At 72.9% G+C, this 25723-nt stretch carries 24 protein-coding genes; 12 read left to right on the top strand and 12 right to left on the bottom strand.

Annotated elements, in window-relative coordinates; all coding sequences use genetic code 11:
* Window positions 1-4 precede the first annotated feature (4 nt).
* On the bottom strand, window positions 5-679 hold the full coding sequence (locus IW248_RS01630) for an NADPH-dependent F420 reductase (RefSeq protein ID WP_196925355.1): 675 nt from the start codon (window positions 677-679) through the stop codon (window positions 5-7).
* A 60-nt stretch (window positions 680-739) separates the two neighbouring features.
* Between IW248_RS01630 and IW248_RS01635 the strand changes: the two genes are divergently transcribed.
* Window positions 740-943 (top strand): hypothetical protein, encoded by a 204-nt coding sequence (locus IW248_RS01635; protein ID WP_196925356.1) that lies wholly within the window; start codon window positions 740-742, stop codon window positions 941-943.
* Window positions 944-957: 14 nt separating this feature from the next.
* Here the strand turns inward: IW248_RS01635 and IW248_RS01640 are convergent, their stop codons facing one another.
* A complete protein-coding gene (locus IW248_RS01640; RefSeq protein WP_196925357.1) occupies window positions 958-1449 on the bottom strand; it encodes a glutathione peroxidase in 492 nt (163 codons plus the stop codon).
* Window positions 1450-1616: 167 nt separating this feature from the next.
* Here IW248_RS01640 and IW248_RS01645 point away from each other — a divergent pair, with 167 nt between their 5' ends.
* From IW248_RS01645 to IW248_RS01660, 4 genes are all read left to right on the top strand, one after another.
* Window positions 1617-3242 carry a glycosyl hydrolase family 18 protein gene (locus tag IW248_RS01645; RefSeq protein WP_196925358.1) on the top strand — a complete coding sequence of 542 codons (1626 nt, stop codon included), beginning with the start codon at window positions 1617-1619 and terminating at the stop codon, window positions 3240-3242.
* Window positions 3243-3423: 181 nt separating this feature from the next.
* A complete protein-coding gene (locus tag IW248_RS01650) occupies window positions 3424-3936 on the top strand; it encodes a nuclear transport factor 2 family protein (protein WP_196925359.1) in 513 nt (170 codons plus the stop codon).
* Between the two features lie 92 nt (window positions 3937-4028).
* On the top strand, window positions 4029-5435 hold the full coding sequence (locus IW248_RS01655; protein ID WP_196925360.1) for a class II 3-deoxy-7-phosphoheptulonate synthase: 1407 nt from the start codon (window positions 4029-4031) through the stop codon (window positions 5433-5435).
* A gap of 41 nt (window positions 5436-5476) precedes the next feature.
* Window positions 5477-6511, top strand: coding sequence for a threonine aldolase family protein (locus tag IW248_RS01660; RefSeq protein WP_196925361.1), 1035 nt, complete (start codon window positions 5477-5479; stop codon window positions 6509-6511).
* Between the two features lie 148 nt (window positions 6512-6659).
* On the opposite strand, the gene IW248_RS01665 is transcribed toward IW248_RS01660, so the two are convergent.
* Together IW248_RS01665 and pknB are read right to left on the bottom strand one after the other, a co-directional pair.
* Complete coding sequence (locus tag IW248_RS01665) at window positions 6660-7529, bottom strand: deoxyribonuclease IV (protein ID WP_196925362.1); 870 nt, start codon at window positions 7527-7529, stop codon at window positions 6660-6662.
* On the bottom strand, window positions 7529-9517 hold the full coding sequence (gene pknB, locus IW248_RS01670) for a Stk1 family PASTA domain-containing Ser/Thr kinase (RefSeq protein WP_196925363.1): 1989 nt from the start codon (window positions 9515-9517) through the stop codon (window positions 7529-7531). Before pknB ends, IW248_RS01665 begins: the two co-directional genes overlap by 1 nt.
* 188 nt (window positions 9518-9705) lie before the next feature.
* On the opposite strand from pknB, the gene IW248_RS01675 reads away from it, so the two are divergent.
* Window positions 9706-10095, top strand: coding sequence for an Rv2175c family DNA-binding protein (locus IW248_RS01675; protein ID WP_196925364.1), 390 nt, complete (start codon window positions 9706-9708; stop codon window positions 10093-10095).
* A gap of 127 nt (window positions 10096-10222) precedes the next feature.
* Here IW248_RS01675 and IW248_RS01680 read toward each other — a convergent pair whose 3' ends face one another.
* Window positions 10223-11305, bottom strand: coding sequence for a polyprenyl synthetase family protein (locus IW248_RS01680; RefSeq protein ID WP_124816381.1), 1083 nt, complete (start codon window positions 11303-11305; stop codon window positions 10223-10225).
* A 9-nt stretch (window positions 11306-11314) separates the two neighbouring features.
* Complete coding sequence (locus IW248_RS01685; protein ID WP_196925365.1) at window positions 11315-11704, bottom strand: helix-turn-helix domain-containing protein; 390 nt, start codon at window positions 11702-11704, stop codon at window positions 11315-11317.
* 294 nt (window positions 11705-11998) lie between these two features.
* Here IW248_RS01685 and metF point away from each other — a divergent pair, with 294 nt between their 5' ends.
* The gene (metF, locus tag IW248_RS01690) at window positions 11999-12916 is read left to right on the top strand and encodes a methylenetetrahydrofolate reductase [NAD(P)H] (protein ID WP_124817707.1); all 918 of its coding nucleotides are present in this window, start codon (window positions 11999-12001) and stop codon (window positions 12914-12916) included.
* Window positions 12917-12960: 44 nt separating this feature from the next.
* On the top strand, window positions 12961-13650 hold the full coding sequence (locus IW248_RS01695; protein ID WP_124817706.1) for a CDP-alcohol phosphatidyltransferase family protein: 690 nt from the start codon (window positions 12961-12963) through the stop codon (window positions 13648-13650).
* Window positions 13651-13707: 57 nt separating this feature from the next.
* Here the strand turns inward: IW248_RS01695 and IW248_RS01700 are convergent, their stop codons facing one another.
* The 6 genes from IW248_RS01700 to IW248_RS01725 are packed head-to-tail and all read right to left on the bottom strand — an operon-like array spanning window position 13708 to window position 18988.
* Window positions 13708-15195, bottom strand: a complete 1488-nt coding sequence (locus IW248_RS01700; protein WP_196925366.1) for a phytoene desaturase family protein — start codon at window positions 15193-15195, stop codon at window positions 13708-13710.
* 11 nt (window positions 15196-15206) lie between these two features.
* Window positions 15207-16331, bottom strand: a complete 1125-nt coding sequence (locus IW248_RS01705) for a glycosyltransferase family 2 protein (protein ID WP_196925367.1) — start codon at window positions 16329-16331, stop codon at window positions 15207-15209.
* On the bottom strand, window positions 16328-17206 hold the full coding sequence (locus IW248_RS01710) for a carotenoid biosynthesis protein (protein WP_196925368.1): 879 nt from the start codon (window positions 17204-17206) through the stop codon (window positions 16328-16330). Before IW248_RS01710 ends, IW248_RS01705 begins: the two co-directional genes overlap by 4 nt.
* A complete protein-coding gene (locus IW248_RS01715) occupies window positions 17203-17754 on the bottom strand; it encodes a GNAT family N-acetyltransferase (RefSeq protein ID WP_124817698.1) in 552 nt (183 codons plus the stop codon). The genes IW248_RS01710 and IW248_RS01715 overlap by 4 nt, the downstream gene beginning before the upstream one ends.
* Complete coding sequence (locus tag IW248_RS01720) at window positions 17751-18503, bottom strand: monooxygenase (RefSeq protein ID WP_196925369.1); 753 nt, start codon at window positions 18501-18503, stop codon at window positions 17751-17753. The genes IW248_RS01715 and IW248_RS01720 overlap by 4 nt, the downstream gene beginning before the upstream one ends.
* A complete protein-coding gene (locus tag IW248_RS01725) occupies window positions 18500-18988 on the bottom strand; it encodes a YbaK/EbsC family protein (RefSeq protein ID WP_124817694.1) in 489 nt (162 codons plus the stop codon). The genes IW248_RS01720 and IW248_RS01725 overlap by 4 nt, the downstream gene beginning before the upstream one ends.
* Window positions 18989-19431: 443 nt before the next feature.
* On the opposite strand from IW248_RS01725, the gene IW248_RS01730 reads away from it, so the two are divergent.
* The 4 genes from IW248_RS01730 (at window position 19432) to IW248_RS01745 (ending at window position 25685) form a co-directional block, all read left to right on the top strand.
* Entirely contained in the window at window positions 19432-19881 is a 450-nt protein-coding gene (locus IW248_RS01730) for an SAV_6107 family HEPN domain-containing protein (protein WP_007463070.1), read from the top strand.
* Window positions 19882-19983: 102 nt separating this feature from the next.
* Window positions 19984-20709, top strand: coding sequence for a DnaE2-dependent mutagenesis accessory factor ImuA' (gene imuA', locus IW248_RS01735; RefSeq protein ID WP_196925370.1), 726 nt, complete (start codon window positions 19984-19986; stop codon window positions 20707-20709).
* A complete protein-coding gene (locus IW248_RS01740) occupies window positions 20706-22268 on the top strand; it encodes a DNA polymerase Y family protein (RefSeq protein ID WP_196925371.1) in 1563 nt (520 codons plus the stop codon). Before imuA' ends, IW248_RS01740 begins: the two co-directional genes overlap by 4 nt.
* Window positions 22269-22301: 33 nt before the next feature.
* On the top strand, window positions 22302-25685 hold the full coding sequence (locus IW248_RS01745) for an error-prone DNA polymerase (RefSeq protein ID WP_196925372.1): 3384 nt from the start codon (window positions 22302-22304) through the stop codon (window positions 25683-25685).
* Window positions 25686-25723 lie beyond the last annotated feature (38 nt).

Consider the following 25723-nt stretch of genomic DNA (forward strand, 5'->3'; position numbering starts at 1 on the left):
TTGCTCAGCGGGTGGCGGCGGCTAGGGCGGCGCGCAGTTTCGCTGCGTCGCCCGGGGCCGGGTGCTCCCAGTCGGTCGGGCTGGCGGAGTAGAGCGTGCCGTACGCCGGCGTGTCCGGCTGGTAGCGCCACCCCTCGGCCAACGAGCCGGCGTCGACCGCGTCGTAGCCGATCCGGTCCAGGAAGGCGGTCACCTCGGCCTTCGCGGCGGCATCGTCGCCGGCGATCGCGAGGGCGCTGCGGTCGGCCGCACCGGATGGCCGGGGGAGCGCGGCCAGGCCCTTGAAGTAGATGTTGTTGAAGACCTTGACCACCCGCGACTCCGGCAGGTGCCGCTGGAGCAACTCGCTGCTGGTGACCTCGCCCGAGTCCAGTTCCGGGAAGGTCCCATCGCGCTGCGGGTAGTAGTTGTTGGTGTCGATGACGACCTTGCCGACCAGCGGCTCCACGGGCACCGCGCGGTACGCCTTCAGCGGCACACTGACCACCACCAGGTCGCCGACCTGCGCCGCATCCTGCGTGGTGCCGGCGCTGGCGTGCTCGCCCAGGGTCTCGACCAGGTCGGTGAGGGTTTCCGGGCCCCGCGAATTGCTCAGCACCACGTCGTAGCCCGCGTCGACGGCCAGCCGGGCCAGGGTGCCGCCGATGTTGCCGCTGCCGATCAGTCCCACAGTTGTCATGCTCGTCCCCAACTCAGTCCACCCACGACGTATTCCCGACCAGGCTGGTGGGTTATTAGGTTGTCCGCCGCCGGGCGGCTGCGTGGGCTGCTCGCGACCTTCGCCGTCCCGGCGGGTGCCTGGCGGCGCCGCGAGCCCGTCCTGCACAACGTACTGCTCACGCTTGTCGCCGACCGGCTCTCCGGGGACGTGCCACTCGCCGGTGACGAGCGGTTGGTGCGGCCACTACATCCATGTCCGAGCGTGACCAGGGCGGCGCGGTAGAGCGCCCCGGGGTGTCAGGGGGTGGGGAGGGTCTTCTCGATGGCGACGCGTAGGTCGTCGGAGTCGGGCGCGACAGTGGGGGCGAAGCGGGCGGCGACCGAGCCGTCCGGGGCCACCAGGAACTTCTCGAAGTTCCATCGCACGTCACCGGAGTGACCGTCGGCGTCCGAGGTGTCCACCAGCGCGGCGTAGAGCGGGTGCCGGTCGCCGCCGTTGACGTCGATCTTCTCGGTCAAGGGGAAGGTGACCCCGTAGTTGACCTGGCAGAAGTCGCTGATCTCGGCGGCGCTGCCCGGCTCCTGCCCGGCGAACTGGTTGCACGGCACGCCGAGCACCACGAGGCCCCGGTCGGCGTAGGAGTCGGCGAGCGTCTGGAGGCCGGCGTACTGCGGGGTGAGGCCGCAGCGGGAGGCCACGTTGACGACCAGCAACGCCTTGCCGCGGTAGCGGGCCAGGTCGGCGGGGCCGCCGTTGAGGGCGTCGATCGGGATGTCGAAGACGGTCATGGGCCGAGGCTACGCGCCGGCGGGGCGTCGGCCCGGGGTGGGCGCAGCGTACGCACTCCGTGCACCAGGAGAAATCGAAACATGCGCATCTTGACGAACTGATGACGGCGTGAGTACCGTCTCAGCATCTCTTTTGGAAAGTTTCCTAACAGTTCAGGAGACGCCGCATGAAAAGATCGCTCCGCCGGGCCCTCTGGGCCGGTGCCGTGGTCGCCGTGACCGTCGCAGCGGTGCCGGTGACCACCGCGTTCGGCGCCGGCACGGTCACCACCACCTTCACCAAGGCGCAGGACTGGGGGACCGGTCACGAGACGAGGGTGACCGTCACCAACGGTTCGAGCGCCACCGTCACCACCTGGCGCATCGAATTCGACCTGCCGTCGGGCACCACCATCAGCAGCGCGTGGGACGCCGACGTCACCAGCAGCGGCAACCACTACGTCGCGGTCAAGAAGAGCTGGGCCGGCGGCATCGCCCCCGGCGCCTCGTTCAGCTGGGGCTACAACGGCAGCGGCGCCTACAAGGCCCCGCTGAACTGCACCATCAACGGTGCCGCGTGCGGCGGCGGAACGACCCCGCCGACCACGACTCCGCCGACCACCACCCCACCGACGACGACGCCGCCCACCACCCCTCCGCCGACCACGCCGCCGCCGACCACCAACCCGCCGAACCCGGGTGGCAAGAAGGTCGTCGGCTACTTCGCCGAGTGGGGCGTCTACGGGCGCAACTACCACGTCAAGAACATCCAGACCAGCGGCTCGGCCGCCAAGCTGACCCACATCCTGTACGCCTTCGGCAACACCACCGGCGGCCGTTGCGCCATCGGTGACAGCTACGCCGACTACGACAAGGCGTACACCGCGGCGGAGAGCGTGGACGGCGTCGCCGACACGTGGGACCAGCCGCTGCGCGGCAGCTTCAACCAGCTGCGCAAGCTCAAGCAGCTGAACCCGCACCTCAAGGTGATCTGGTCGTTCGGCGGCTGGACCTGGTCCGGCGGCTTCACCCAGGCCGCGCAGAACCCGGCCGCGTTCGCCGAGAGCTGCTACAACCTGGTCGAGGACCCGCGCTGGGCGGACGTCTTCGACGGCATCGACGTCGACTGGGAGTACCCCAACGCCTGCGGTCTGAGCTGTGACAGCAGCGGCCCGAACGCGTTCAAGAACGTGATCAGCGCGTTGCGGTCGAAGTTCGGGTCCAGCGCCCTGGTCACCGCCGCCATCACCGCGGACGGCAGCAACGGCGGCAAGATCGACGCCACCGACTACGCCGGGGCCATCGGCAACCTCAACTGGCTGATGCCGATGACCTACGACTACTTCGGCGCCTTCGCCGCCCAGGGTCCGACGGCACCGCACTCCCCGCTCACCTCGTACACCGGCATCCCGCAGCAGGGCTTCAACTCCGACGCGGCGATCCAGAAGCTCAAGAGCAAGGGCGTCCCGGCCAACAAGCTGCTGCTCGGCATCGGCTTCTACGGTCGGGGCTGGACCGGTGTCACCCAGGCCGCTCCGGGCGGCAGCGCCACCGGCGCGGCGCCGGGCACCTACGAGGCCGGCATCGAGGACTACAAGGTCCTGAAGAACACCTGCCCGGCCACCGGCACGGTCGCCGGCACCGCGTACGCCAAGTGCGGCAGCAACTGGTGGAGCTACGACACCCCGTCGACCATCAACGGCAAGATGACGTACGCGAACAACCAGGGCCTCGGTGGCGCGTTCTTCTGGGAGCTCTCCGGTGACACGAGCAACGGCGAGCTCATCGGCGCCATCAAGGGCGGCCTCGGCTGAGCCGAGGGCCGACGCACCACCCACACGGCGGGAAGGGGCCCGCACCGTCCCTTCCCGCCCGTGACACAGCGGCCCGGTCGACGCCCAGCGTCGACCGGGCCGCCGCCGTTGGGCTCGATCAGCTGGATGTGGCAGACTCGCGGCTCGGCACGTCTCGATCTCACCGCCGACGGAGGTGATCATGAGCCTGACCCACCGCAGGCTGGTGGCGACAGCCGCCGGGCTGATGCTGCTGCCGGTTGCCCTGGTCGGCTGCGGAATCGGCGGCGGGGACGAGGACGAGTCCGCCGCGAAGCCGCCCCGAGTCCCCGCCGAGGAGGCCGCCACCCGCTCCCGTGAGCGCGTGCAGGCGTACCTCGACGCGATGACGGCCAAGGACGTCGCCGCCGGCCGCAGCCAGCTCTGCGCCCTGCTGCACGACGGCTTCGACCTGGGTGCCACCGGCCCCAACGGTGACTTCGCCGACCACTTCCAGGTGCCGAAGGCGGCCATCACCGACGTCCGGTCCGGGCCGCTCGGGCAGGAAGTCCGCGTCTCGGTCTCCGTCGCGGTAGGCAAGCGCACCGTCACCCGGCCACTGGTCTTCACGGTCACCCGGGACGGAAGCGACTGGTGCATCGCCGGGGAAGCGCCGGGCACCGCGCCTGCCGCGCCTGCCGCGCCGCCGCCGACCGGCGCCTTCGTACCCGAGTAACCTGACCAGCGCCCGGCAGATTGATCTCCCATCTGCCGGAACCGTCCCCCTCGCCGCCAGGGCGCCTCGACAGTCGCCGTACGCTTTCTGTCATGCGCCATGAGTGGCATCAGCTGAGCCATCCCGCGGTGGGCAGCCCGGGCCTGCAGACCAGCCGACCGACCGTCGACTCCGCGGAGGACGCCGCGCTCGGCCTGGACCGATGGCGGGAGCTGCCCCGCGAGCAGGTCCTGCCGTGGTCCGACCCGGCAGCGGTCGCCGCGGTCTGCAAGGTCCTCGACACCGTGCCCTCGGTCGTCGCGCCCTACGAGGTGGACCAGCTCCGGCAGAAGCTCGCCCTGGTCTGCGAGGGCAAGGCGTTCCTGCTGCAGGGCGGTGACTGCGCCGAGACGTTCGTGGACAACACCGAGAGCCACCTGCTGGCCAACGCCCGCACCCTGCTCCAGATGGCGATCGTGCTCACCTACGGCGCGTCGCTGCCGGTGGTCAAGGTCGCCCGGGTCGCCGGGCAGTACACGAAGCCCCGTTCGCTGCCGACCGACGCGCGCGGCCTGCCCGCGTACCGCGGCGACATGATCAACTCACTGGAGGCCGACCCGGCCGCCCGGGTCGCCGACCCGCAGCGCATGATCCGCGCGTACGCCAACTCGGCGGCGGCGATGAACATGCTCCGGGCCTACCTCGCCGGCGGGCTCGCCGACCTGCACGCCGTGCACGACTGGAACAAGGGCTTCGTGAAGAACTCCCCGGCGGGGGAGCGTTACGAGGCGATCGCCCGGGAGATCGACCGGGCGCTGGCCTTCATCCGGGCCTGCGGCATGACCGACGACGAGGCGCTGCGCACCGTCACGCTCTACTGCTCCCACGAGGCCCTCGCCCTGGAGTACGACAGGGCGCTCACCCGGGTCTCCGACCGTCGGGCGTACGGGCTCTCCGGGCACTTCCTCTGGGTCGGCGAGCGCACCCGGCAGATCAGCGGCGCGCACATCGACTTCATCTCCCGGATCGCCAACCCGATCGGGGTCAAGCTCGGCCCGACCACCTCCCCGGACGAGGCGATCGAGCTGTGCGAGAAGCTCAACCCGGACAACGTCCCCGGCCGGCTCACCCTGATCAGCCGGATGGGCAACCACCGGGTACGCGACGCCCTGCCGCCGATCGTCGCCAAGGTCACCGCTGCCGGCGCCAAGGTGGTCTGGCAGTGCGACCCGATGCACGGCAACACGCACGAGTCGTCCAACGGCTACAAGACCCGGCACTTCGACCGCATCGTCGACGAGGTGCTCGGCTACTTCGAGGTGCACCGGGGGCTGGACACCCACCCCGGTGGCCTGCACGTCGAATTGACCGGCGAGGACGTCACCGAATGCCTCGGCGGTGCCCAGGGCATCGAGGATCTCGACCTGCCCGACCGGTACGAAACCGCCTGCGACCCGCGACTGAACACCCAGCAGTCGTTGGAGTTGGCGTTCCTCGTAGCGGAGATGCTCCGTGGCTGAGCGCGCGAACCCGCCCGCAGCCGGCCGCCGAAGGGAAGAACATGCCTGATCTGTTCGTGGACCTGCGGTCCGACACGGTGACGCGACCCACCGCCGGGATGCGGGAGGCGATGGCCACCGCCGAGGTCGGTGACGACGTCTACGGCGAGGATCCGAGCGTCAACGCGCTGGAGGCCGAGGTCGCCGCGTTGTTCGGGCACGAGGCGGCGCTGTTCGCCCCGAGTGGGTCGATGGCGAACCAGATCGCCCTGCAACTGTTGGTGCCGCCCGGGGACGAGTTGCTCTGCGACGCCGACGCGCACGTGGTCACGTACGAGATCGGCGCCGCGGCCGCGTACGGCGGGATCTCCTCGCGGACCTGGCCCGCGGTGGGCGCGGACATCGACCCGGAGGTGGTGGCCGGGATGATCCGGCCGGACGGCTACTTCGCTGTCCCCACCCGCGCGATCGCCGTCGAGCAGACTCACAATCGCGGCGGTGGCGGGGTGATTCCGCTGGCGACCCTGCGGGATCTGCGCGGCGTCGCCGACGAGGCGGGCGTCGCGCTGCACTGTGACGGCGCCCGAATCTGGCACGCGCACGTCGCCGACCGGGTGCCGCTGATCGAGTACGGCCGGCTCTTCGACACGCTGTCGGTGTGCCTCTCCAAGGGGCTCGGCGCGCCGGTCGGTTCGCTGGTCCTGGGCAGTGCGGAGAAGATCGAACGTGCCCGGCTGCTCCGCAAGCGGATGGGCGGTGGCATGCGCCAGGCCGGCATTCTCGCCGCCGCCGGCCGGTACGCGCTCGCGCAGCACATCGACCGGCTGGCCGACGACCACGCGAAGGCGGCCCGGCTCGCCGAGGCGGTCGCGCCGTTCGGTGTGCTGGCCACCACGGTCCGTACCAACCTGGTCGCGCTGGACCTCACCAAGCACACCCTGGACGCGCGGGCCCTGGCTGCCGCGGCACGGGCCGAGGGCGTACTGATCTCGGTGCTCGGCCCCCGTACCGCCCGCCTGGTCACCCACCTGGGCCTCAGCGACGCGGACATCGACCGCGCCCTGGCAGCCCTACCCCGCATCCTCGCCGCCGCCTAACCCACCCCTGGCCCCCACACCCCAGCCCCACCCCCGGTGATCATGAAGTTATTGCCACTCGGATCGGCGTGTCATGGCAATAACTTCATGATCACCGGGGTGAGTGGGGGACGCCGGGGAGGGGTGGGGGTGGGCGTGGGGGTGGGCGTTAGGGGTGGGACAGGCGGGTGAGGGTCGTGATGTCGGCGGCGTGGCCTACGTGCTTCTCGCTGGGGGTTTCCACGACGATCGGGACCCCGGCGGTTGCCGGGTGGGCCATCAGCTCGGCGAAGGCCGGCTCACCGATGGTGCCCTTGCCGATGTTCTCGTGCCGATCCCGGGTGGAGCCGCGCAGATCCTTCGAGTCGTTGGCGTGGACCAGCCGCAGCCGGTCCGCACCGACAGTGGCCACCAGGGTGTCCAGGGTCGCCGTCATGCCACCCTCGGCCGCCAGGTCGTGGCCGGCCGCCCAGGCGTGGCAGGTGTCGAAGCAGACCCCGAGCATGGGGTGCCGGTCCACCGCGTCCAGGTAGGGGCCGAGCTGCTCCACCCGGGAGGCCAGTGACCGGCCTCCGCCGGCGCTCGGCTCGACCAGCAACATCGGCCCGCCAGCGTCGGCGGCCCAGTCGAGCAGCGGCAGCAACACCTCGCGGACCTGTCGCATCGCCGCCTCAGCGTGCCCTTCGTCCACCGAACTGCCCGCGTGGAACACGACCCCCCGCGCGCCGATCGCCACACCCCGACGCAACGCGTGTTCCAGCGTCTGGGCCGACTTCTCGACAGTGGCCGGGGTGGGTGAGCCGACGTTGACCAGCAGCGCGGCATGGATGAACGCGGGAATGCCCCGCTCGGCGCAACCGTCGCGGAACAGGGCGTCCTGCACGGGGTCGCCGTTGGGCAGGGCCCAGCCTCGCGAGTTGGAGACGTAGACCTGCACCACCTGCGCACCGGTCGCGTCAACGTACGGCAGGGCAGCCTTCGCCAGCCCACCCGAGGTCGGAGTGTGCGTGCCCACCGACCGCGCGGAGATCGTCGGCATCAGAAGCACGTCAGGGTGACCGGGGTCCCGGGCGCCACCTGCGAATTCTCGCCCGGGAGCTGGATCCGGACCACGGCGTTCGGGTTGATCGCCACCGTCACCGGGAAGCCCTGGCCCTCCAGCGCCTGCTTGGCCTGCTGGCAGGGCAGGTCGACCACCCGCGGCATGGCGACCAGCGGTGGCCCCTTGCTGACGTCCAGCTTGACCTGGGTGCCCTTCTCCACGCCGGCACCGTCGGCCGGGCTCTGGCCGAGGATCTCGTCCCTCGGCTTGTCGGAGTCCTTGTAGGTTTCCACCAACGTCAGGTTGAGCTGGGCCAGGGTCGTCCGGGCGTCGGTCAGGCTCTTGCCGACCAGGTTCGGCACCGTCACCGGCGCCCTGCCCCGGCTCAGAATGAGGGTGATCTTCGCACCTGGTTTGACCTCGGCACCCACCTTGGGGGAGCTGTCCACCACGACCCCGGCCGGCAGGCTGTCGTCGTAGCGGGCGGTGCCCTTGGCCACCACCAACTTCACGTTGACCAGGTCCGCCTCGGCGAGCTCGAACTCCTTGCCGATGATGTCCGGTACGGGGAAACGCTCCGGGCCGAGGGACAGGGTCAGGGTGATCGTGCCACCCTTGACGATCTTGGCAGCGGACGCCGGGCTCTGCTCCAGCACGCTGTCCTTCGGGGCCTTCTCGTCGAAGCGCGGCTCAGCGTACTTCAGGATGAGCCCAGCCCGGTCGGCCTGCGCCTGCGCCTGGGCATTGCTCAGGCTCACCAGCTGCGGAGCGTCCGTGTAGCGGCCGACGCCGAACCACCACCCCCCGATCGCGGCGACCAGGCCCAGCGTCACCACCACGGCCGCTACGGCCAGCCGGCCACGGGGGTTGCTCAGCATCGTGCCGCGCAGCGCGGCGAGCCGGGCGCCCAGGCCCTCCGCCGGCTCCGGAGCGGCCCGACGGCGGCCCGGCCCCTGGCTGCTGGCGCCCTCGGGCAGTCGTGCCCACGACGGGCGGTTGGGCGGCTGGACCGTCGCGACCATCATGGTCGGCTGGGAGAGCGAGGGTTCGTCGCTGACCGGGCGGAGTACTGCGGTGTGGCTGTTGGCGTCACCCAGGCGATCCCGGGCGACCTGCACCTCGGCCAGCAACGCGCCGGCGTCCGCGGGCCGGGCGCCGGGATCACGCCGGGTGGCCCGCTGCACCAGGTCGTCGAGGACCGACGGCAGGCCCGGCACCAACGTCGAGGGCGCCGGCACGTCCCGGTCGACGTGCTGCCAGGCGACGTCCACCGGGCGGTCCCCGTCGTATGGCACACGACCGGTGAGCATCTCGAACAGCACGATGCCGGCCGAGTAGACGTCGGTGCGCGGATCGGCGCGGCCCTCGGTGACCAGCTCCGGGGCGACGTACGCCACGGTGGCCATCAGCTGGTTGCCCTGCTCCTCGTCGGCGCTCGCCTCGACCGCCCGGGCCAGCCCGAAGTCGGCCACCTTCACGACGCTGTCGACCAGGTTGGCGACGCCACCGGTAGGCGCCTCCGCGACCAGCACGTTCTCCGGTTTGACGTCGCGGTGCACGAGACCGGCCCGGTGCGCTGCGGCGATCGCGGCGAGCATCTGCTCGGCGATGGCCAGCGCCTCGTCCGGGTTGAGTCGACGTCGCTCGGCCAGCACGTCGCGCAGCGTGCGGCCACGGACGTACTCCATCACCAGGTACGGCAGGCCGGCGTGCGTGCCCTGGTCGTAGACCGCCACCACGTTCGGGTGGGTCAGCCGGGCGATGGTCTTCGCCTCGTCGGTGAACCGGGCCACGAAGTTGGCGATCCGGGCCCGTGCTTCGCTCGCCTGGGTCGGGTGAATGATCTTGACAGCGACGGTGCGCTCAAGGCGTTCGTCGGTGGCGGTGTACACGGTCGCCATGCCACCACGGGCCACGCGACCGCGAATGCGGTAGCGCCCGTCGATCAGCGAGCCCAGCAACGTGTCGGCGACCTGAGTGTCCATCGGTAGGCAGTCTATGTGTCCAGGGGGTGAAGGATGAACAGGATGCTACAGCCGTACGCCGAACTAGTCCGTCCTGCCGTGCTCACCGCCCCTCATTCGCTGGTCAGCGGCGGTCAGGAGAGTGGGCGTCGGTGGGTCGCCCGGGGTGCCGGTGGCTCGTCGCGGCGGCGGCGTGGCAGGGTGGTCGGGTGACCGAACCCGTACCCGACCAGGCCGCACCCGGCCTGGAGCTCGCCGGACCCACCGACCCGGCCGGCTGGTTGACCCTGCCCGACGTCGCCGAACGCCTCGACGTGTCGATCAGCAAGGTGCACCAGATGATCCGTGACCGGGAGCTGTTGGCGGTCCGCCGCGACGGCATCCGCCGTATCCCGGCGGACCTGGTTGCCAACCAGACCGCGCTCAAGCACCTGCCCGGCGTGCTCAACCTGCTCGCCGACAACGGCTACGACGACGAGGCCGTCCTGCGCTGGCTCTACGAGCCGGACGACACCCTCCCCGGCGCCACCCCGGCTGCCGCCCTCTCCGGCGACCAGGCCCGCGAGGTAAAACGCCGAGCCCAAGCCCAAGGCTTCTAACCCCGCTCCGCCCCTGTCCGCTTCCCCCGCGTTGATCATGAGGTTAGCGGCGCGACACGCCGAGGCGAAGGTCGCTAACCTCATGATCAACCCTGAGGGTGGGGGTGGGGGGAGGGGGCAAGGGGGGTTAGTCGGCTCGGCGGGTTGCGGCTATGGCCAGGTCTACCAGGGCTTGGCGGGCCTCGGTGTCCAGGTCGACGGCGGTCAGGGCGGCCAGGGCGGTGTCGGTGAGTGTGACGATCCGCTGTTCGGTACGGGCCAGCGCCCCGCTCCCCGAGATCACCTCGCGGAGCCGGGCCACCCCCTGCTCGTCCAGCTCCGGGTCGCCGAGCCGGCTGAGCAGCAGCTCGCGGCCCGCGTCGTCGGTGGCCTCCACGGTCGCCGCCACCAGGTAGGTCCGCTTGCCCTCGCGCAGATCGTCCCCGGCCGGCTTGCCGGTCAGCGTCGGGTCGCCGAAGACCCCCAGCACGTCGTCGCGGAGCTGGAACGCCTCGCCCAGCGGCAGCCCGTACGCCGAGTAGGCCGTCCGGACGTCCTCCGGCGCGTCGGCCAGTGCGGCGCCGAGCAGCATCGGACGCTCGACGGTGTACTTCGCGGACTTGTACCGGGCGACCTTGCTGGCCCGTTCCACCGAGGTGTCCCCGGTGACCTGCGTCAGCACGTCGAGGTACTGCCCGACGGTGACCTCGGTGCGCATCTCGTCGAAGACCGGCCGGGCCCGGGCCAACGCCCACAGGTCCAGGCCCGCGGAGTGCAGCAGCTCATCGGACCAGACCAGGCACAGGTCCCCGAGCAGGATGGCCGCGGCGTCGCCGAAACCGTCCGGGTCGCCGCCCCAGCCGGCCTCCCGGTGCCGGGTGGCGAACCGTCGGTGTACCGCGGGCTCGCCGCGACGGGTGTCGGAACGGTCCATCAGGTCGTCGTGGATCAGGGCGCTGGCCTGGACGAACTCCAGCGCGGCCAGGGCGGTGAGCACCTGGTCGCCGTCCACCCCGCCGGCCCCCCGGAACCCCCAGTACGCGAATGCTGGACGCAGCCGCTTGCCGCCACCGAGCACGAACGCCTCGATCGCCTCGGCCACCGGACCCAGCGCGTCGTCCACGGCGGCGAGCCGGACCCGTTGGCCAGCCAGGAACTCGGTGAGAGCCTTGTCGACCCGCTGCCGTAGGCCGGCGCGGTCGACGGGGGACACGGGAGCAGCGTGGGTCACGCCCCGACGCTAGCCGGTCGTCATGGCTCGTGCTCCACCGCCACGCGTAGTCCCGCCGGTGCGGCCGGGACCCCTCCGCCCAGCCGGTCGCGCGCCGGCCAGCGCGGCGCGGCCCGGCCCGGTGGCCCGTGTCGAGCCGGCCCGACGGGTGGCCGCGGCGGCCTCGGCGAGCGCCACCAGCGGCACGTCCAGGACGACGGCGAGCCAGCCGAGCCAGAACCCGCCCGGCACGCGACGCTGTCGTTCCCACCGGGAAATCTCGTGCCGACTCAGCGTCGGCACCCCGGCGGCGGCACACAACTCGGCGGCGGCTCGCTGCTGGCTCCAGCCCCGGGCCAGTCGGTACCGGGCCAGCAGCGGCCCGAGCTGCGCGGGGCGCGGCGATGCGGGCGGGATCATGGGTCCTCCTGGCGGGCGTCGGTGCGGTGACGACCCACCCGCCCGACCGGACGGGACCGGCGTCACCGCTCGGTTGCTGACCCCCGCGCAGGACCCCGGGCCACCCCCGCCGCCCCTCCCGCACCACCCATTCCTACCCCGGAGGTACGACGTCTTTCCGCACGCCGGACCGGGGCGCTCGGGCACGCCGGACCGGGGCGCTCGGGCACGCCGGACCCGGGCGCACCGGACGGTGCCGGACGCTGGGATGGGAAGGGCCTGGGTCCTGGTGGCATCGACAGCTAGAGTCGGGTCGTGGCGCTCGGTCTTCCCTCGACACTCCCCAATCCGCAGCCGGCGATCGGGGAGCTCATCCGTGAGCGCCAGCCGACCTTCTCGTTCGAGTTCTTCCCGCCCAAGACCGAGGCGGGGGAGCAGCTGCTCTGGCAGGCCATCCGCGAGTTGGAGTCCCTGCGCCCGTCGTTCGTGTCGATCACGTACGGCGCCGGCGGCTCGACCCGGGACACCACCGTGGCGGTGACCGAGCGGATCGCCACCGAGACCACACTGCTGCCGATGGCCCACCTGACCGCGGTCAACCACTCCGTCGCCGAGCTGCGGCACGTGGTCGGCCGGCTCGCCGGGGTGGGCGTGCGCAACGTGCTGGCCGTTCGTGGCGACCCCCCGGGCAACCCGGGCGGTGAGTGGATCCGTCACCCCGAGGGCGTGGACTACGCCGAGGACCTGGTCCGGCTGGTGCGCAACGCCGGTGACTTCAGCGTCGGCGTGGCGGCCTTCCCGTACAAGCACCCCCGCTCGCCGGACGTGGCCAGCGACACCGCCCAGTTCGTCCGCAAGTGTCGGGCCGGCGCGGAGTTCGCGGTCACGCAGATGTTCTTCGACGCCGACGACTACCTGCGGCTACGTGACCGGGTGGCCGCTGCCGGCTGTGACACCCCGATCCTGGCCGGGGTGATGCCGGTGACCCAGTTCAGCACCATCGAGCGGTCGGTGCAGCTGTCCGGTGCGCCGTTCCCACGGGTGTTGGCGGCCCGCTTCGAGCGCGTCGCCGACGACCCGGACGCCGTCCGCCGGCTCGGCATCGAGCAGGCCAGCGAGATGTGCCGCCGGCTGCTGGACGAGGGCGTGCCGGGAATCCACTTCATCACCCTCAACCGCTCCACCGCGACCCGTGAGGTCTGGCAGAACCTGAAAGCCGGCGCCCGCGTGTGAACGCTGCGCCTGCGACACCTGTTGCCCGGCACGACGGTTGATCCGTGGTGGGCACACAGCTGAACTGGGATCAGTACGCCACGGCGTGGGCGCGGTTGCACGGCGGGTTCGACCCTCGGGTCGCGGCGCCGGTGGTGCGCGCCTGGCTGCGATTCGCGTACCACGTCGGATATGTGCTGGGCCGGCTGCGGGTCAGCCCCACCGCGGTCACCGTGGCCGGGGTGCTGCTCTGCTTCTGCGTACCGTTGCTGGTGGGCCGGCCGGGGGACGGGCCGTTCCTCGGCGCGCTGTTCGTGCTGCTCGCCGCCGTGGCGGACAGCGTGGACGGTGCGGTGGCGGTCGCCACCGGTCGCACGACCCGGCTCGGCTACGTCTACGACTCGGTCGCCGACCGCCTCGGTGAGGTGGCGTGGCTGCTGGCGTTCTGGCTGTTGGGCGCGCCGGGTGGGCTGGTCGTGGCGGGCGGCGCGCTGTCCTGGCTGCACGAGTACGTCCGCGCGCGGGCGGTCGCCGCCGGCATGCGGGAGATCGGCGCGGTGACGGTGGGCGAACGCCCCACCCGGGTCTCGGTGGCGCTGGCCGGTCTGCTGGTCGCCGGGCTGGCCGGGCTGATCGAGCCGGACCTGGCCGCCGGCACCATCACCATGGCGACAGCGGTCTGGGTGCTGCTGGCCGGCTTCGGCCTAGGGCAACTGCTCTCCAGCATCCGCCGCGCCCTGCTCGACGCCGGCTGAGCGGCCCATCCCGACGCCGACCGGAACAGGCACGGACCGGTATAGGCACGGACCGGTCTACCAGGCCGGGCCGATCTCGTCGGCGACGATCTGCGCGGAGAGGGTCACCATCGGCAACCCGCCGCCCGGGTGGGTCGAGCCGCCCACCAGCCACAGCCCGTTCGCCGGGCCCCGGTTGGCCGGGCGGAGCAGCCCACCGGCGGTGCCGTAGATCGAGCCACCTGGCGCGCCGGTCGCCGCGTCCAGGTCGGCGGGGGTGCGGATCTCGCGGAACAGCAGCCGGTCGCGCACGTCCACGCCGCGCCGCGCCAGAACGTCCAGGATCCGGTCGGCGTACGCGTCGGCCAGCCCCGGGCGTCGCCAGTCGACAGCACCCGCCGCGCTGCCCTGCCGAGGGGCGTTGACCAGCACGAACCACGCCTCGTGTCCGGCTGGGCGGACCATCGGGTCGTCGGCCACGGTGACGAACACCGCCGGGTCGGCCGCCGGCCGGGCCCGTACGCCCCGCCCGGGGTCACCGAAGACCGCGTCGAACTCGGCGTCGTAGTCGTCCGGGAAGAAGACGTTGTGGTGGGCCAGCCCGGTGTTGCCGGAGACGCCGAGCAGCAGCACGAAGCCGGCGAGGCTGCGGTCGGTCAGCCCGGCCAGCCGACGCGCGTGCGGCAGCAGGTCACGGTAGACGGTGAGCGCGTCCACGTTGGCCACCACCACGTCGGCGGGCACCGGGGCGGTGACGCCGGCGAGGCGTACCCCGTGCACCCGGCCGCCGGTGGCGTCGATCCGGGTGACAGTGGCGTCGGTCTGCACGACCACGCCGAGGTCCAGGCAGCGCGTGAGCAGCGCGTCGGCGAGCGTGCCCAGCCCGCCGCGCAGGTACCAGCCGCCGAAGGTCAGCTCGGCGTAGGGGACCGCGACCAGCGCCGCCGGTGCCCGGCGTGGGTCGGCGCCGGTGTAGGTGGCGTACCGGTCCAGCAGCATCCGCAGCCGCGGGTCGGACAGGTGCCGGCGGCCCAGGCCGCGCAGGCTGCGGCCCGGGGCGATGGCGGCCAGGTCGCCGACGCGCCAGGCCAGCGACGCGAGGTCGCGGGGAGAATCGACGGTACGGCGCAGGATGTCCCGCGAGGAGGCCTGCCACACGCGTGCCGCCCGCCGCCACAGCCGCTGCCAGTCGGCTGCCGCCCGGTCGCCGAGGGCGGCCCCGATCCGGGCGGTGAACTCCACCGGGTCGGCGCACGAGTCCAGGGTCGGGCCACCGTCTGGAAAGACGTGCCGGACGATCGGGTCCAGCGGGACCAGGTCCAGGTATTCGTCGAGCTTCGCCCCGGTCGCCTCGAACAGGTCGTGGAAGACCTCGGGCAGGGTGAGCAGGCTCGGCCCGGTGTCGAAGTGGAACGACCCGGCCGGGGTGTCGTGCGCGTACCGGCCGAGCTTGCCGCCGACAGTGTCGGCCCGCTCGAAGACGGTCACCTGGTGCCCGGTGGCGGCCAGCCGGGCGGCGGTGGCGAGGCCACCCACCCCGGCGCCGACGACCACGATCCGCGCCATGCCGCGCCTCCCTAGCTGACCGGGCGGCCCCGCCAGGTCAGGCGGCGTCGCTTTCGCAGATGGTACGACCGCAGGGTCAGCCAACCGAGGACCACGACCGACACGGGGTGTGCGAGCGCGTCGGGCCACCACCGGCCTCCGGTCGCGCGGGCGGTGAGTACTCGTCCGGCCACCCCGAGCAGGTACGCGCCGAGCGACACCATTGACACCCGGGGAGCTGTCGAGGCGAACCCCAGCGCGATCAGCGGTGGGGCGGTGTAGAGCAGCAGCAGCGCCGTCACCACGGCCGCCGCCGTGCCCGGGTGCCCGAACGACGCCCAGAGCGACTTCGAGTACCCGTCGCGCAGTTGCGGCCAGTCGTCGTACATCCGGCAGGTGGCCAGTCGGGAACCGTCGGCCAGGGCGATCCGCCCGCCGGCCCGCTTGACCGTCCGGGCCAGCTCGACGTCCTCCAGGATCTTGTCGGCGACCGCGGCGTGCCCGCCGGCGGCGGTGTAGCCGGCCCGGTCCACCACCAGGAACTGCCCGCCCGCCGCGGCCAGCGACGGCCGCGGCGAGCGTTCCATCGCGCGCAGCGGCAGGAAGGTCAGCCAGAGCCACTGCAACAGCGGCTGCACCAACCGGTCGGCCGCCGTCGCCACCACGATCCGGGGGTACGGCGACAGCAGCGTCACGCGGGCGGCGCGCAGTTCGGTGACGGCAGCGGCCACGGCGTGCGGGGCGAGCACCACGTCGGCGTCGACGAAGACCAGCGCGGTGGCGTCCGGGTCGGCCCGGGTGGCCAGCTGCCAGCAGGCGTGCGGCTTGCCCAGCCAGCCCGGCGGTGGGGCGACCCCGGTGAGCAGCGTGACCCGGGGGTCGTCGCCGGCCACCGCGCGGACCACGTCGGCGGTGCCGTCGGTGGACCCGTCGTCGAGGACCACGACGCGCAGCCCGGGTACGCCGCGCTGGGCGAGCAGGGCGCGCAGGCAGGGCGTGACCCGGGTGGCCTCGTCGCGCAGCGGCAGCAGCACCGCCACCGGCTCGTCGACCTCGTCGGGCCGGTCGGCGGGCCGGCGCAGCCAGCGGGCGGCGTTGAGCCAGGTGTGCCCGGTCAACGCGGCGACGGCGATCAGCAGGGCGAGCAGGACGGTCATCGGGTCGCGTCGACGCCGGGGCGGTGTGGCTGGTGGTCCTCCCGACCGGGGTCACCGCCCCGGCGGGCACGCAGGAGGGTCACCACCAGGGGTACGGCGGTCACCGACATGCCGGCGGCGCCCCAGAGCGCCGAGGCGGGCAGGTCGAGGAAGACGGCGTGGGCCAGGATGCTGGAGAAGTACGTCCACAGGTAGAGCGCGACCATCGGGTGGTCCCGCCGATCGGTGTGCTCGACGGCAGGCCCGGCCAGCGGGCGCAGCGCGCTCATCAGCAGCACCGCGAAGAGCAGCCAGCCCAGGTAGTTGCTGACCGGGATGCCGGCCAGGCCGGGCAGGGCCGGGGTGGCGTCGCGCCAGACCCAGTAGCCCTCGGCCACCATCTGCGGGTCGAGGAAGAGGTCCCAGGCGGCCAGCCCCACAGTGGCCAGCGCGATCCGCCCCACCCATCGACCCACCGTCGGCCCGCTGCCGCCGGCCGTCGGCCCGCCGCCACTGGCCGTTGTGGCGTTGCCGCCGGTCAGTCGGACCGCTGCCAGCCACGCCGGCCAGGCCATCCAGGTCCAGGCCAGCGGAATGATCAGTGGCACACCGGCCAGCTTGGGGCCCAACTCGCCGGAGTAGTCGTAGCTGCCGAACGGCACGCCGGTGGCCACCCCGACCGCCTCGATCGCGAACCCGCCGCCGGTGGCCACCGCGACCAGCGCCGCCGCCACCCGTGGGCCCCGGCTGAGCAGCGCGTGGCCGACCGAGAGCAGCCAACCGAGGACGACGGTGGCCACTGTGAGCCCGGCCCGGGCGGCGCCGGTGGTGAGCGGGTAGCAGATCTGGGCGAACACCAGGACGGCGAGCAGCGTCCAGGAGATCCGCCGGGTCATGACGCCGGTGGCTCGAGCGGCAGGTCCCGACCGAGTACGCCGAACGGCCGCTCGTCGCCGGGGAAGTGGAAGTCGCGCAGCACGTCGACGAAGCCGAACCGTCGGTACAACCGCCAGGCCCGCGAGGTCTGCTCGTCGGCCTCCGGGGTGGACAGCAGCACGGTGTCGCCCTCCGCCATGCCGAGCAGCGCGCGCAGCTGACCGGTGCCCAGGCCGTGCCCCTGCGCCGGTGGCCGGACGTGCAGCTCGACCACCTCGAAGCAGTGGGTGAGCCAGCGCGTGCGGGTCGGGGCGTCCAACGCACGGTGCACCTGGTCGTGCCACCACTGACCGGAGGCGCCCAGGTAGCCGTAGCCGAAGCCGGCGAGGTGACCCTCGCTGGTCAGGCTGGCGACCGCCCGGAAACCTGGTCGGCGGACGTGGGTGGCGATGTAACCGCGTCGAGCCTCCAGCAGGTCGGTGCGGTATCCCATCGCCTCGCCGTAGACGGCCACCACGTCGTCCAGCCGCCGGACGAGATCGTCCGGCGTCCAGCGCACCAACCTCATGCCCGTCCACCCTTCATCATTTCCGGGCCACCCTCGGCGACCCACCCGAGCACCGACCGGTCGCCGACCACGTCGCGCACCTCGAACCGGGCGAACAGCTCCTCGGCGTACCAGCCCGCGGTGGGGGTTCGCATGATCGCCGCCCGATGCTCCGGGTGACGGTACGCGAACGCCACCAGGTCCGTCGGATCACGCCACACGCTCACCGTGCCCTGCCAGCCCAACGGCGCCTCTCCGACCCCGAAGCGGGCCAGCAGCCCGGGCGCGTCGCGCAGGGCGGCGGCCACCGGCGGGATCGCCCGCCAGAAGGTGGCCGCCCGGCGGGCCCGCAGCCGAGCCCTGGTCAGTGCCAGCACCGGGCCGGTGACCTGGCCGCCCGACGGGTCGCCGAACGGCTGCTGGCCGGACCACTCGCCCCGACTGGTCAGCGGGCGCAGGTCGATCCGGGCCTGGGCGTGGGCGATGCGGGCCCAGGCCCGCCCGACCGACGAGTCGTCGAAGCCGGCCGCCGCGGCGGGGGAGTCCCAGACGGTCAGCGCCGCCCACCGGGTCAGGTCGGCGTCCCTCGGCCCGAAGTCGGTGCCGGTCCCGGTGCCCAGCAGCTTGCCGAACCGAACGCCCGGGAGGGCCCGCAACCGGCGTGGATCCAGTGCCATCCGGGTCAGCGCCCGGGTCAGCGCGCCGCGGGAGGTCCGCCACACGTGCAGCGTGACCAGCTCCGGAACCGTGCTGCTGGTTCGCTCGCTCACGCCACCTCGGCCGGGGTGCCGGCGGTGACCCGCAGCAGTTCGGCGTAGGTGGTCGGGAAGACCGCCTGGGGTACGCCACCCGCGGCCCAGATCTCCGGGTACGCCGCCAGCGCGGTGTCCACCAGGGTGCGCAGCGGGTGCGGGTGCCCGAGTGGGGCGACCCCGCCGATCGGCTGTCCGGTGTGGGCCCGGACGAACTCCGGGGTGGCCCGGCGTAGCCGGGTGACGCCGATCGATGCCGCCAGGCCGGCGGTGTCGACCCGGTGCGCGCCGGAGGTGAGGACGAGCAGCGGCGTGTCGTCCGCGTCGAAGATCAGTGAGTTGGCGATCTGACCGACCTCGACGTCGAGCGCGTCGGCGGCGGCCGCGGCGGTGTGCACCGCGTCGGGCAGCAGACGGACCATGCTGGGCTCGCCCGCGCCGTCGAGCGTGCCGGCGGTGGTGAGCGCGTCCTGCACCGCTCGTACGTTCGGGTGTGGCTGCATGTCGTCATTCTTCCCGGTTCGCCGGTGTGGGTTCACCCGGCCGGCACGCTCAGCGCGTCACACGTTGCATTTTCGTCGGAGGGGAGGTGTACTGTCAGCAGCAGTTAGAACGAGTGTTCGATTGCCTCGAACGCCCGTTCCAACCAGCCGGAGCGCGGCGTTTCGCGGCGCCACCTCCGGGCGGTGTGGCTCCGCGGGCCGCACCAGGGTTTCCGGGCAGTCGCGAGCCTGGTCCCAACAGGCAGGAGCGTCGCCCGCCGCCCACGACCCCCGGGCAGCGGGCGACGCACCCGCCGGTCCGCCGGCCGGGTGTGGTGTGGGGAAGCATCCACACCCGGCCGGCCACACCCGGTGCGTCTTCCTCCGCACCACCCGACCTCGGCGTCTCGTCGGCGGCATCAGCCGCCGGAGTGACGTCTCGGCCACGTGGAGGAGAGACATCCATGCCGACCAACCCGGCTCAGGCACCGACGGTGCCGGCGCACGTGCTGCCGCACCGCACCCCCGCCCAGCTCCTCACGTTGGCCCGCCGTGGGCTGGTCGAGGCCGGCCAGACCCGACCTGACGGCCTGCGCTACGCGGCTGCCCACCTGGCGGCCCTGCGCGCGGCGGCCGCCCTGCTCGCCGCCCGGGCCCGCCCCGCGCCGAGTCGGCGCAACCGGATCACCAGCGTCTGGGTTCTCCTCTGCGCTGTCGCTCCAGAGCTCGACGAGTGGTCCCGGTTCTTCGCCGCGGGGGCCAGCAAGCGCGCCGCCGCCGAGGCCGGAATCCCCCGGGTGGTCAGCGCCCGGGAGGCCGACGATCTGCTCCGCGCCGCCGAACAGTTCGTCACGGTGGTGGAAACCGCGCTCGGCGTGGCTCACCAACCGGCCCTGGACGGCCTCGCCGCCTGATCCCGCCGTGCCACCGGCCGTCCCTCGGGGGGAGCCGGACGGCCGGTGGCACGGCGTGCCGGTCCTGATCTGATCCACAGCAACGACGGGGGAGTTGGTCCAATGGCGGGCCGCATGGTGGTCGGTTCCGCCGCGCTGGCCGATCTGGTGCGCCCGGCGAGCGCACCCGACCCGGTCGGTGGGCACCGGGTGCTGCCGGTGGTGCCCGAGCTGACCGGTCTGCTGCCCAACCGGGGCCTGCGCCGGGGCAGCACCATCGCGGTCGCCGCCGGCCAGCCCCGCCGCAGTGGTGGCACCTCACTGATGTTGGCCCTGCTCGCCGAGGCGTCCCGGGCCGGCTCGTGGTGCGCCGTGGTCGGGGTGCCGACGTTCGGCGCGAGCGCCGCCGCCGAGCTGGGCATCGCCCTGGACCGGCTGGCCCTGGTGCCGAACCCCGGCCCCGAGTGGGCCACCGTGGTCGCCGCGCTGATCGACGGGGTGGACGTCGTGGTCACCACAGTGCCGGCCTCGGTCTCCGCCTCGGTCGCCACCCGGTTGGCCGCCCGGGCCCGGCAGCGCGGCAGCGTGCTCGTCCCGTACGGCCGGTGGGACGGCGCGGACGTGACGCTGCAGGTGGTCCGTGGAGTCTGGGAGGGGCTCGGGCTGGGCCGGGGGCGGTTGCGCCGCCGGGAGATCACCGTCTCGGCGCGCGGGCGCGGGGCGGCCGCCCGACCCAAGGAGATCAAGGTCTGGCTCCCGGGTGACGAGCTGACCCGGGTGATCCCTCGTACGCTGCCGTCGCCCATGGGCCGATCGGCCGCGCCACTCGCCCTGGTTGGTCGGGGGTGACCGGCGCGCCGGCACGAACTCTGCTGCTGTGGTGCCCGGACTGGCCGGTGCTCGCCGCCGAGATCGTCGACGGGGTGCCGGCGACCGGCCCGGTCGCCGTGCTGCACGCCAACCGGGTGGTCGCCTGTTCCGAGCGGGCTCGGGCCGAGGGGGTGCGTCGAGGGCTGCGCAAGCGGGAGGCACAGGGTCGCTGCCCACAGCTCACCGTCGTGGAGTACGACCTCGGCCGGGACGCCCGGGCGTTCGAGCCGGTGGTCGCCGCGGTGGAGGAGCTGGTCGCCGGGGTCGAGGTGGTCCGTCCGGGTGCCTGCGCGGTGGCCGCCCGGGGGCCGGGCCGTTACCTCGGCGGCGAGGAGGCGGCCGCCGAGCGGATCATCGAGCACGTGGCCCAGTCCTGCCTGGTGGAGAGCCAGGTCGGCATCGCCGACGGGGTGTTCGCGGCCGGGTTGGCCGCTCGCGCCGGCCGGGTGGTGGCGCCGGGCGGGACACCGGAGTTCCTGGCCGGGTTGCCGGTCGAGGCGCTCGGCCAGTCGGCGTTGGCCGATCTGCTGCGCCGGCTGGGGGTGCGAACCCTCGGCGACTTCGCCGCGTTGCCGGCCGGCGACGTGTTGGCCCGGTTCGGGTTCGACGGTGCGCTGGCCCATCGACTGGCCGGCGGGCGGGACCACCGCCCACTCGCCGTCCGGCAGCCGCCGGCCGACCTGACGGTGACCGCGGAGCAGGACGAGCCGATCGACCGGGTCGACGCGGCGGCGTTCGTGGCCCGGGCGTTGGCCGAGCAGCTGCACGAGCGGCTGGCCGGGCACGGGCTGGCCTGCACCCGGCTCGGCATCGAGGCGGTCACCGAGCACGGGCAGGAGCTGCACCGGGTGTGGCGGCACGATGGCCTGCTCACCGCCGCGGCCATCGCCGACCGGGTGCGCTGGCAGCTCGACGGGTGGCTCTCCGGCAGCAACGGCCGCGCCGGCGCCCGACCGTCCCGACCGACGGCCGGCATCATCCGGCTGCGACTGATCCCGGACGGGGTGATCGCTCAGGCCGGTCTGCAGGCCGGCCTCTGGGGGGAGACCGGCGAGGAGCGGGAACGCGCGCACCGGGCGTTGAGCCGGGTGCAGGGCATCCTCGGTCCGGAGGCGGTGGTCACCGCGGTGCTCGGTGGTGGGCGTTCCCCGGCCGACCAGGTGCGACTGGTGCCGTGGGGCGACGAACGACTTCCCGCCCGCCCCGACGCTCCGCCGTGGCCGGGTCGGCTCCCGGCGCCCGCACCGGCGGTGGTGCTGCCCAGTCCGCTCGCGGCGACGGTGCACGACGCCGCCGGTGAGCCGGTGGTGATCAGCGCGCGGTTGGTGGTGAGCGCCCCACCGGCCCGGCTGGTGGTCGGCACCGGCCAACCGGCGGAGATCGTGGGCTGGGCCGGCCCGTGGCCGGTGGACGAGCGGTGGTGGGCGCCGGTCGAGGCCCGTCGTCGGGCCCGGTTCCAGGTCAGCCTGGCCGACGGTGCCGCCCTGCTGCTGGCCGTCGAGGCCGGGCAGTGGCTGGTGGAGGCGATCTATGACTGAGCTGGTGTTTCCCAGGTCGGAGGCGGATGCTCGATGAGCTTCCGCAACTCGAATATGCCCTGGTCGGAGCTGGAGCGGGTGCTCTCCGGCCGGGCCGGTGGCGGCTCCGGCCGGTCGGGCGGGCGGTCCCGCGAGGAGCGGCACCTGCACGTGGTGGACCCACTCGCGGTGGACGCCGATGGCGGCGACTCCCCGGCCTGGAGCCGCCGCCGCGAGCAGTACCAGCCGCCGGAGCTGACCCGCCCCGACGGCGTGGTGCCCTACGCCGAGCTGCACGCGCACACCAACTTCAGCTTCCTCGACGGCGCCAGTCATCCGGAGGAGTTGGCCGAGGAGGCAGCCCGGCTGGGGCTCACCGCGCTCGCCGTCACCGACCACGACGGCTTCTACGGGGTGGTCCGCTTCGCCGAGGCGGCTCGTACGTTGGGCCTGCCGACCATCTTCGGTGCGGAGCTGTCCCTCGGCCTGCCCGGCCCGCAGAACGGCGAGCCCGACCCGCGCGGCGCGCACCTGCTGGTGCTCGCGCACGGTCACGAGGGGTACGCCCGGTTGGCCACCACCATCGCCCGCGCCCAGCTACGCGGCGGTGAGAAGGGCCGCCCGGAGTACGGGGACCTGGAGGAGGTCGCCGCCGAGTTGCGTGACCACGTGCTGGTGCTGACCGGCTGTCGCAAGGGGCACGTGCCGGGGGCGCTGCTCACCGAGGGTGTGGACGCGGCGGCCCGTGAGCTGGACCGGCTGACCGCGCTCTTCGGCGCGGAGACGGTGGCCGTGGAGCTAACCGACCACGGCCATCCCGTCGACGCCGACCGCAACGACGCACTCGCCGATCTGGCCGCCGCGGCCGGGTTGCCGACGGTGGCCAGCAACAACGTGCACTACGCCAGCCCCGGCCGGCGTCGGCTGGCCACCACCGTCGCCGCGGTCCGGGCCCGACGCAGCCTGGACGAGATCGACGGCTGGTTGCCCGCGGCGGCCACCGCCCACCTGCGCAGCGGCGCGGAGATGGCGGCCCGGTTCGCCGCGTACCCGGGTGCGGTGGCGCGGGCTGCCGAGTTCGGCGCCGAGTTGGCCTTCGACCTCCAACTCGTCGCGCCGCAGCTACCGGCGTACCCGGTGCCGCCGGGGCACACCGAGATGAGCTGGCTGCGGAAGCTGACCGCTGACGGTGCGCACGAGCGCTACGGGCCGCCGCAGGCGCACCCGACGGCGTACGCGCAACTCGACCACGAACTGAACATGATCGAGGAGCTGGGTTTCCCCGGCTACTTCCTGGTGGTCTACGACATCGTCACGTTCTGCCGCGACCAGGACATCTACTGCCAGGGTCGGGGTTCGGCGGCCAACTCGGCGGTCTGCTACGCGTTGCGGATCACCAATGTGGACGCGGTCCGGCACCAGTTGCTCTTCGAGCGGTTCCTCGCCCCGGAACGGGACGGCCCACCGGACATCGACGTGGACATCGAGTCCGACCGCCGGGAGGAGGTGATCCAGCACGTCTACACCCGCTACGGCCGGGAGCACGCCGCCCAGGTCGCCAACGTCATCTCCTACCGGCCCCGGTCGGCCGTGCGGGACGTGGCCAAGGCGTTCGGCTACTCGCCGGGGCAGCAGGACGCCTGGAGCAAGCAGATCGACAGGTGGGGCTCGGTCGCCACTGTCGATGTCGAGAACATTCCCGAGCAGGTGGTGGAGTACGCCAACGAGTTGCAGACGTTCCCACGGCACCTGGGCATCCACTCCGGCGGCATGGTGATCTGCGACCGGCCGGTGATCGAGGTGTGCCCGGTGGAGTGGGGGCGGATGCCCGGGCGCAGCGTCCTGCAGTGGGACAAGGACGACTGCGCCGCGGTGGGCCTGGTCAAGTTCGATCTGCTCGGCCTGGGCATGCTCTCCGCCCTGCACTACGGCTACGACATGATCGGGTCCCGGCTCGACCTGGGCGACATGACACTGGACGACCCGGAGGTCTACGACATGCTCTGCCGGGCCGACTCGGTCGGGGTGTTCCAGGTGGAGAGTCGGGCCCAGATGGCCACCCTGCCCCGGCTCAAGCCCCGCGAGTTCTACGACCTGGTGATCGAGGTGGCGTTGATCCGTCCCGGCCCGATCCAGGGCGGTTCGGTGCACCCGTTCATCCGGCGCAAGAACGGCCAGGAGCCGGTGACCTTCGCGCATCCGCTGATGCGCAACGCCCTGGAGAAGACACTGGGTGTGCCGTTGTTCCAGGAGCAGCTGATGCAGCTCGCCATCGACCTGGCCGGCTTCGACGCGGCCGAGGCCGACCAGCTGCGCCGGGCGATGGGCGCCAAACGGTCGGTCGAGCGGATGAACCGGATCGCCGACCGGCTCTACGCCGGGATGGCCGAGCGGGGCATCGCCGGTGAGCTGGCCGACGACGTCTACCGCAAACTCACCGCGTTCGCCAGCTACGGCTTCCCGGAGAGCCACGCGATGAGCTTCGCCTACCTGGTCTACGCCAGTTCCTGGCTCAAGCGCTACCACCCGGCGCCGTTCCTGGCCGCGCTGCTCAACGCCCAGCCGATGGGCTTCTACTCGCCGCAGACCCTTGTCGACGACGCCCGTCGGCACGGGGTGGAGGTCCGTCGTCCGGACATCAACGCCAGTGGGGCGAAGGCGGTGCTGGAGTCCACCCCGGAGACCCGGTGGGGCAGTGGGCCGGGGGAGCCACCGCACGCCTGGGGGTTGGGCGGCCCCGCCGTCCGGCTCGGCCTGTCCAGCGTGCGGACCCTCGGCGCCGACGTGGCCGAACGGATCGAGGCCGAACGGGTCGCCGATGGGCCGTACCGCGACATGCCGGACCTGGCCCGGCGACTCGGTCTCACCGCCGCGCAGCTGGAGGCGTTGGCCACCGCGGATGCCTTCGCCTGTTTCGGGTTGACCCGGCGGCAGGCGCTGTGGGCCGCCGGTGCGGCGGCGCAGGACCGGCCGGGTCGGCTGCCCGGCACGGTGACCGGCGCGGCGGCGCCCACGCTGCCCGGGATGGAGGCGGTGGACCGGCTGGTCGCCGACGTGTGGGCCACCGGGTTGTCGCCGGAGAGCCATCCCGCCCAGTTCATCCGGGGTCAGCTCGACGTGCTCGGCGCGGTGCCGATCGCCCGGCTCGGCCGGGTGGAGCCGGGGCAACGGATCCGGGTCGGTGGCATCGTCACCCACCGGCAACGCCCGGCGACCGCGGGCGGGGTGACCTTCCTCAACCTGGAGGACGAGACGGGGATGCTCAACGTCACCTGCTCGCCGGGGCTGTGGCAGCGCTACCGGCGGGTGGCGCGGACCAGCGCCGCGCTGGTGGTGCGGGGGCGGTTGCAGCGGCACGAGGGGGTGACCAACCTGGTCGCCGACCGACTGGACGCCATCGAGCCACCGGTGCGTTCGGCCTCCCGTGACTTCCGCTGATTCAGTGATCCACATTACGGTTTCCCGAGCCGTCGAGC

It is taken from the genome of Micromonospora ureilytica (assembly GCF_015751765.1).
GTDB classification, from domain to species: domain Bacteria; phylum Actinomycetota; class Actinomycetes; order Mycobacteriales; family Micromonosporaceae; genus Micromonospora; species Micromonospora ureilytica.

Excerpts from the sequence above, each read along its gene's own strand:
- IW248_RS01630 (WP_196925355.1), bottom strand. The coding sequence starts at position 679 with ATGACAACTGTGGGACTGATCGGCAGCGGCAACATCGGCGGCACCCTG.
- IW248_RS01640 (WP_196925357.1), bottom strand. The coding sequence starts at position 1,449 with ATGACCGTCTTCGACATCCCGATCGACGCCCTCAACGGCGGCCCCGCC.
- IW248_RS01645 (WP_196925358.1), top strand. The coding sequence starts at position 1,617 with ATGAAAAGATCGCTCCGCCGGGCCCTCTGGGCCGGTGCCGTGGTCGCC.
- IW248_RS01650 (WP_196925359.1), top strand. The coding sequence starts at position 3,424 with ATGAGCCTGACCCACCGCAGGCTGGTGGCGACAGCCGCCGGGCTGATG.
- IW248_RS01655 (WP_196925360.1), top strand. The coding sequence starts at position 4,029 with ATGCGCCATGAGTGGCATCAGCTGAGCCATCCCGCGGTGGGCAGCCCG.
- IW248_RS01660 (WP_196925361.1), top strand. The coding sequence starts at position 5,477 with ATGCCTGATCTGTTCGTGGACCTGCGGTCCGACACGGTGACGCGACCC.
- IW248_RS01665 (WP_196925362.1), bottom strand. The coding sequence starts at position 7,529 with ATGCCGACGATCTCCGCGCGGTCGGTGGGCACGCACACTCCGACCTCG.
- pknB (WP_196925363.1), bottom strand. The coding sequence starts at position 9,517 with ATGGACACTCAGGTCGCCGACACGTTGCTGGGCTCGCTGATCGACGGG.
- IW248_RS01685 (WP_196925365.1), bottom strand. The coding sequence starts at position 11,704 with ATGATCCCGCCCGCATCGCCGCGCCCCGCGCAGCTCGGGCCGCTGCTG.
- IW248_RS01700 (WP_196925366.1), bottom strand. The coding sequence starts at position 15,195 with ATGGCGCGGATCGTGGTCGTCGGCGCCGGGGTGGGTGGCCTCGCCACC.
- IW248_RS01705 (WP_196925367.1), bottom strand. The coding sequence starts at position 16,331 with ATGACCGTCCTGCTCGCCCTGCTGATCGCCGTCGCCGCGTTGACCGGG.
- IW248_RS01710 (WP_196925368.1), bottom strand. The coding sequence starts at position 17,206 with ATGACCCGGCGGATCTCCTGGACGCTGCTCGCCGTCCTGGTGTTCGCC.
- IW248_RS01715 (WP_124817698.1), bottom strand. The coding sequence starts at position 17,754 with ATGAGGTTGGTGCGCTGGACGCCGGACGATCTCGTCCGGCGGCTGGAC.
- IW248_RS01725 (WP_124817694.1), bottom strand. The coding sequence starts at position 18,988 with ATGCAGCCACACCCGAACGTACGAGCGGTGCAGGACGCGCTCACCACC.
- IW248_RS01730 (WP_007463070.1), top strand. The coding sequence starts at position 19,432 with ATGCCGACCAACCCGGCTCAGGCACCGACGGTGCCGGCGCACGTGCTG.
- imuA' (WP_196925370.1), top strand. The coding sequence starts at position 19,984 with ATGGCGGGCCGCATGGTGGTCGGTTCCGCCGCGCTGGCCGATCTGGTG.
- IW248_RS01745 (WP_196925372.1), top strand. The coding sequence starts at position 22,302 with ATGAGCTTCCGCAACTCGAATATGCCCTGGTCGGAGCTGGAGCGGGTG.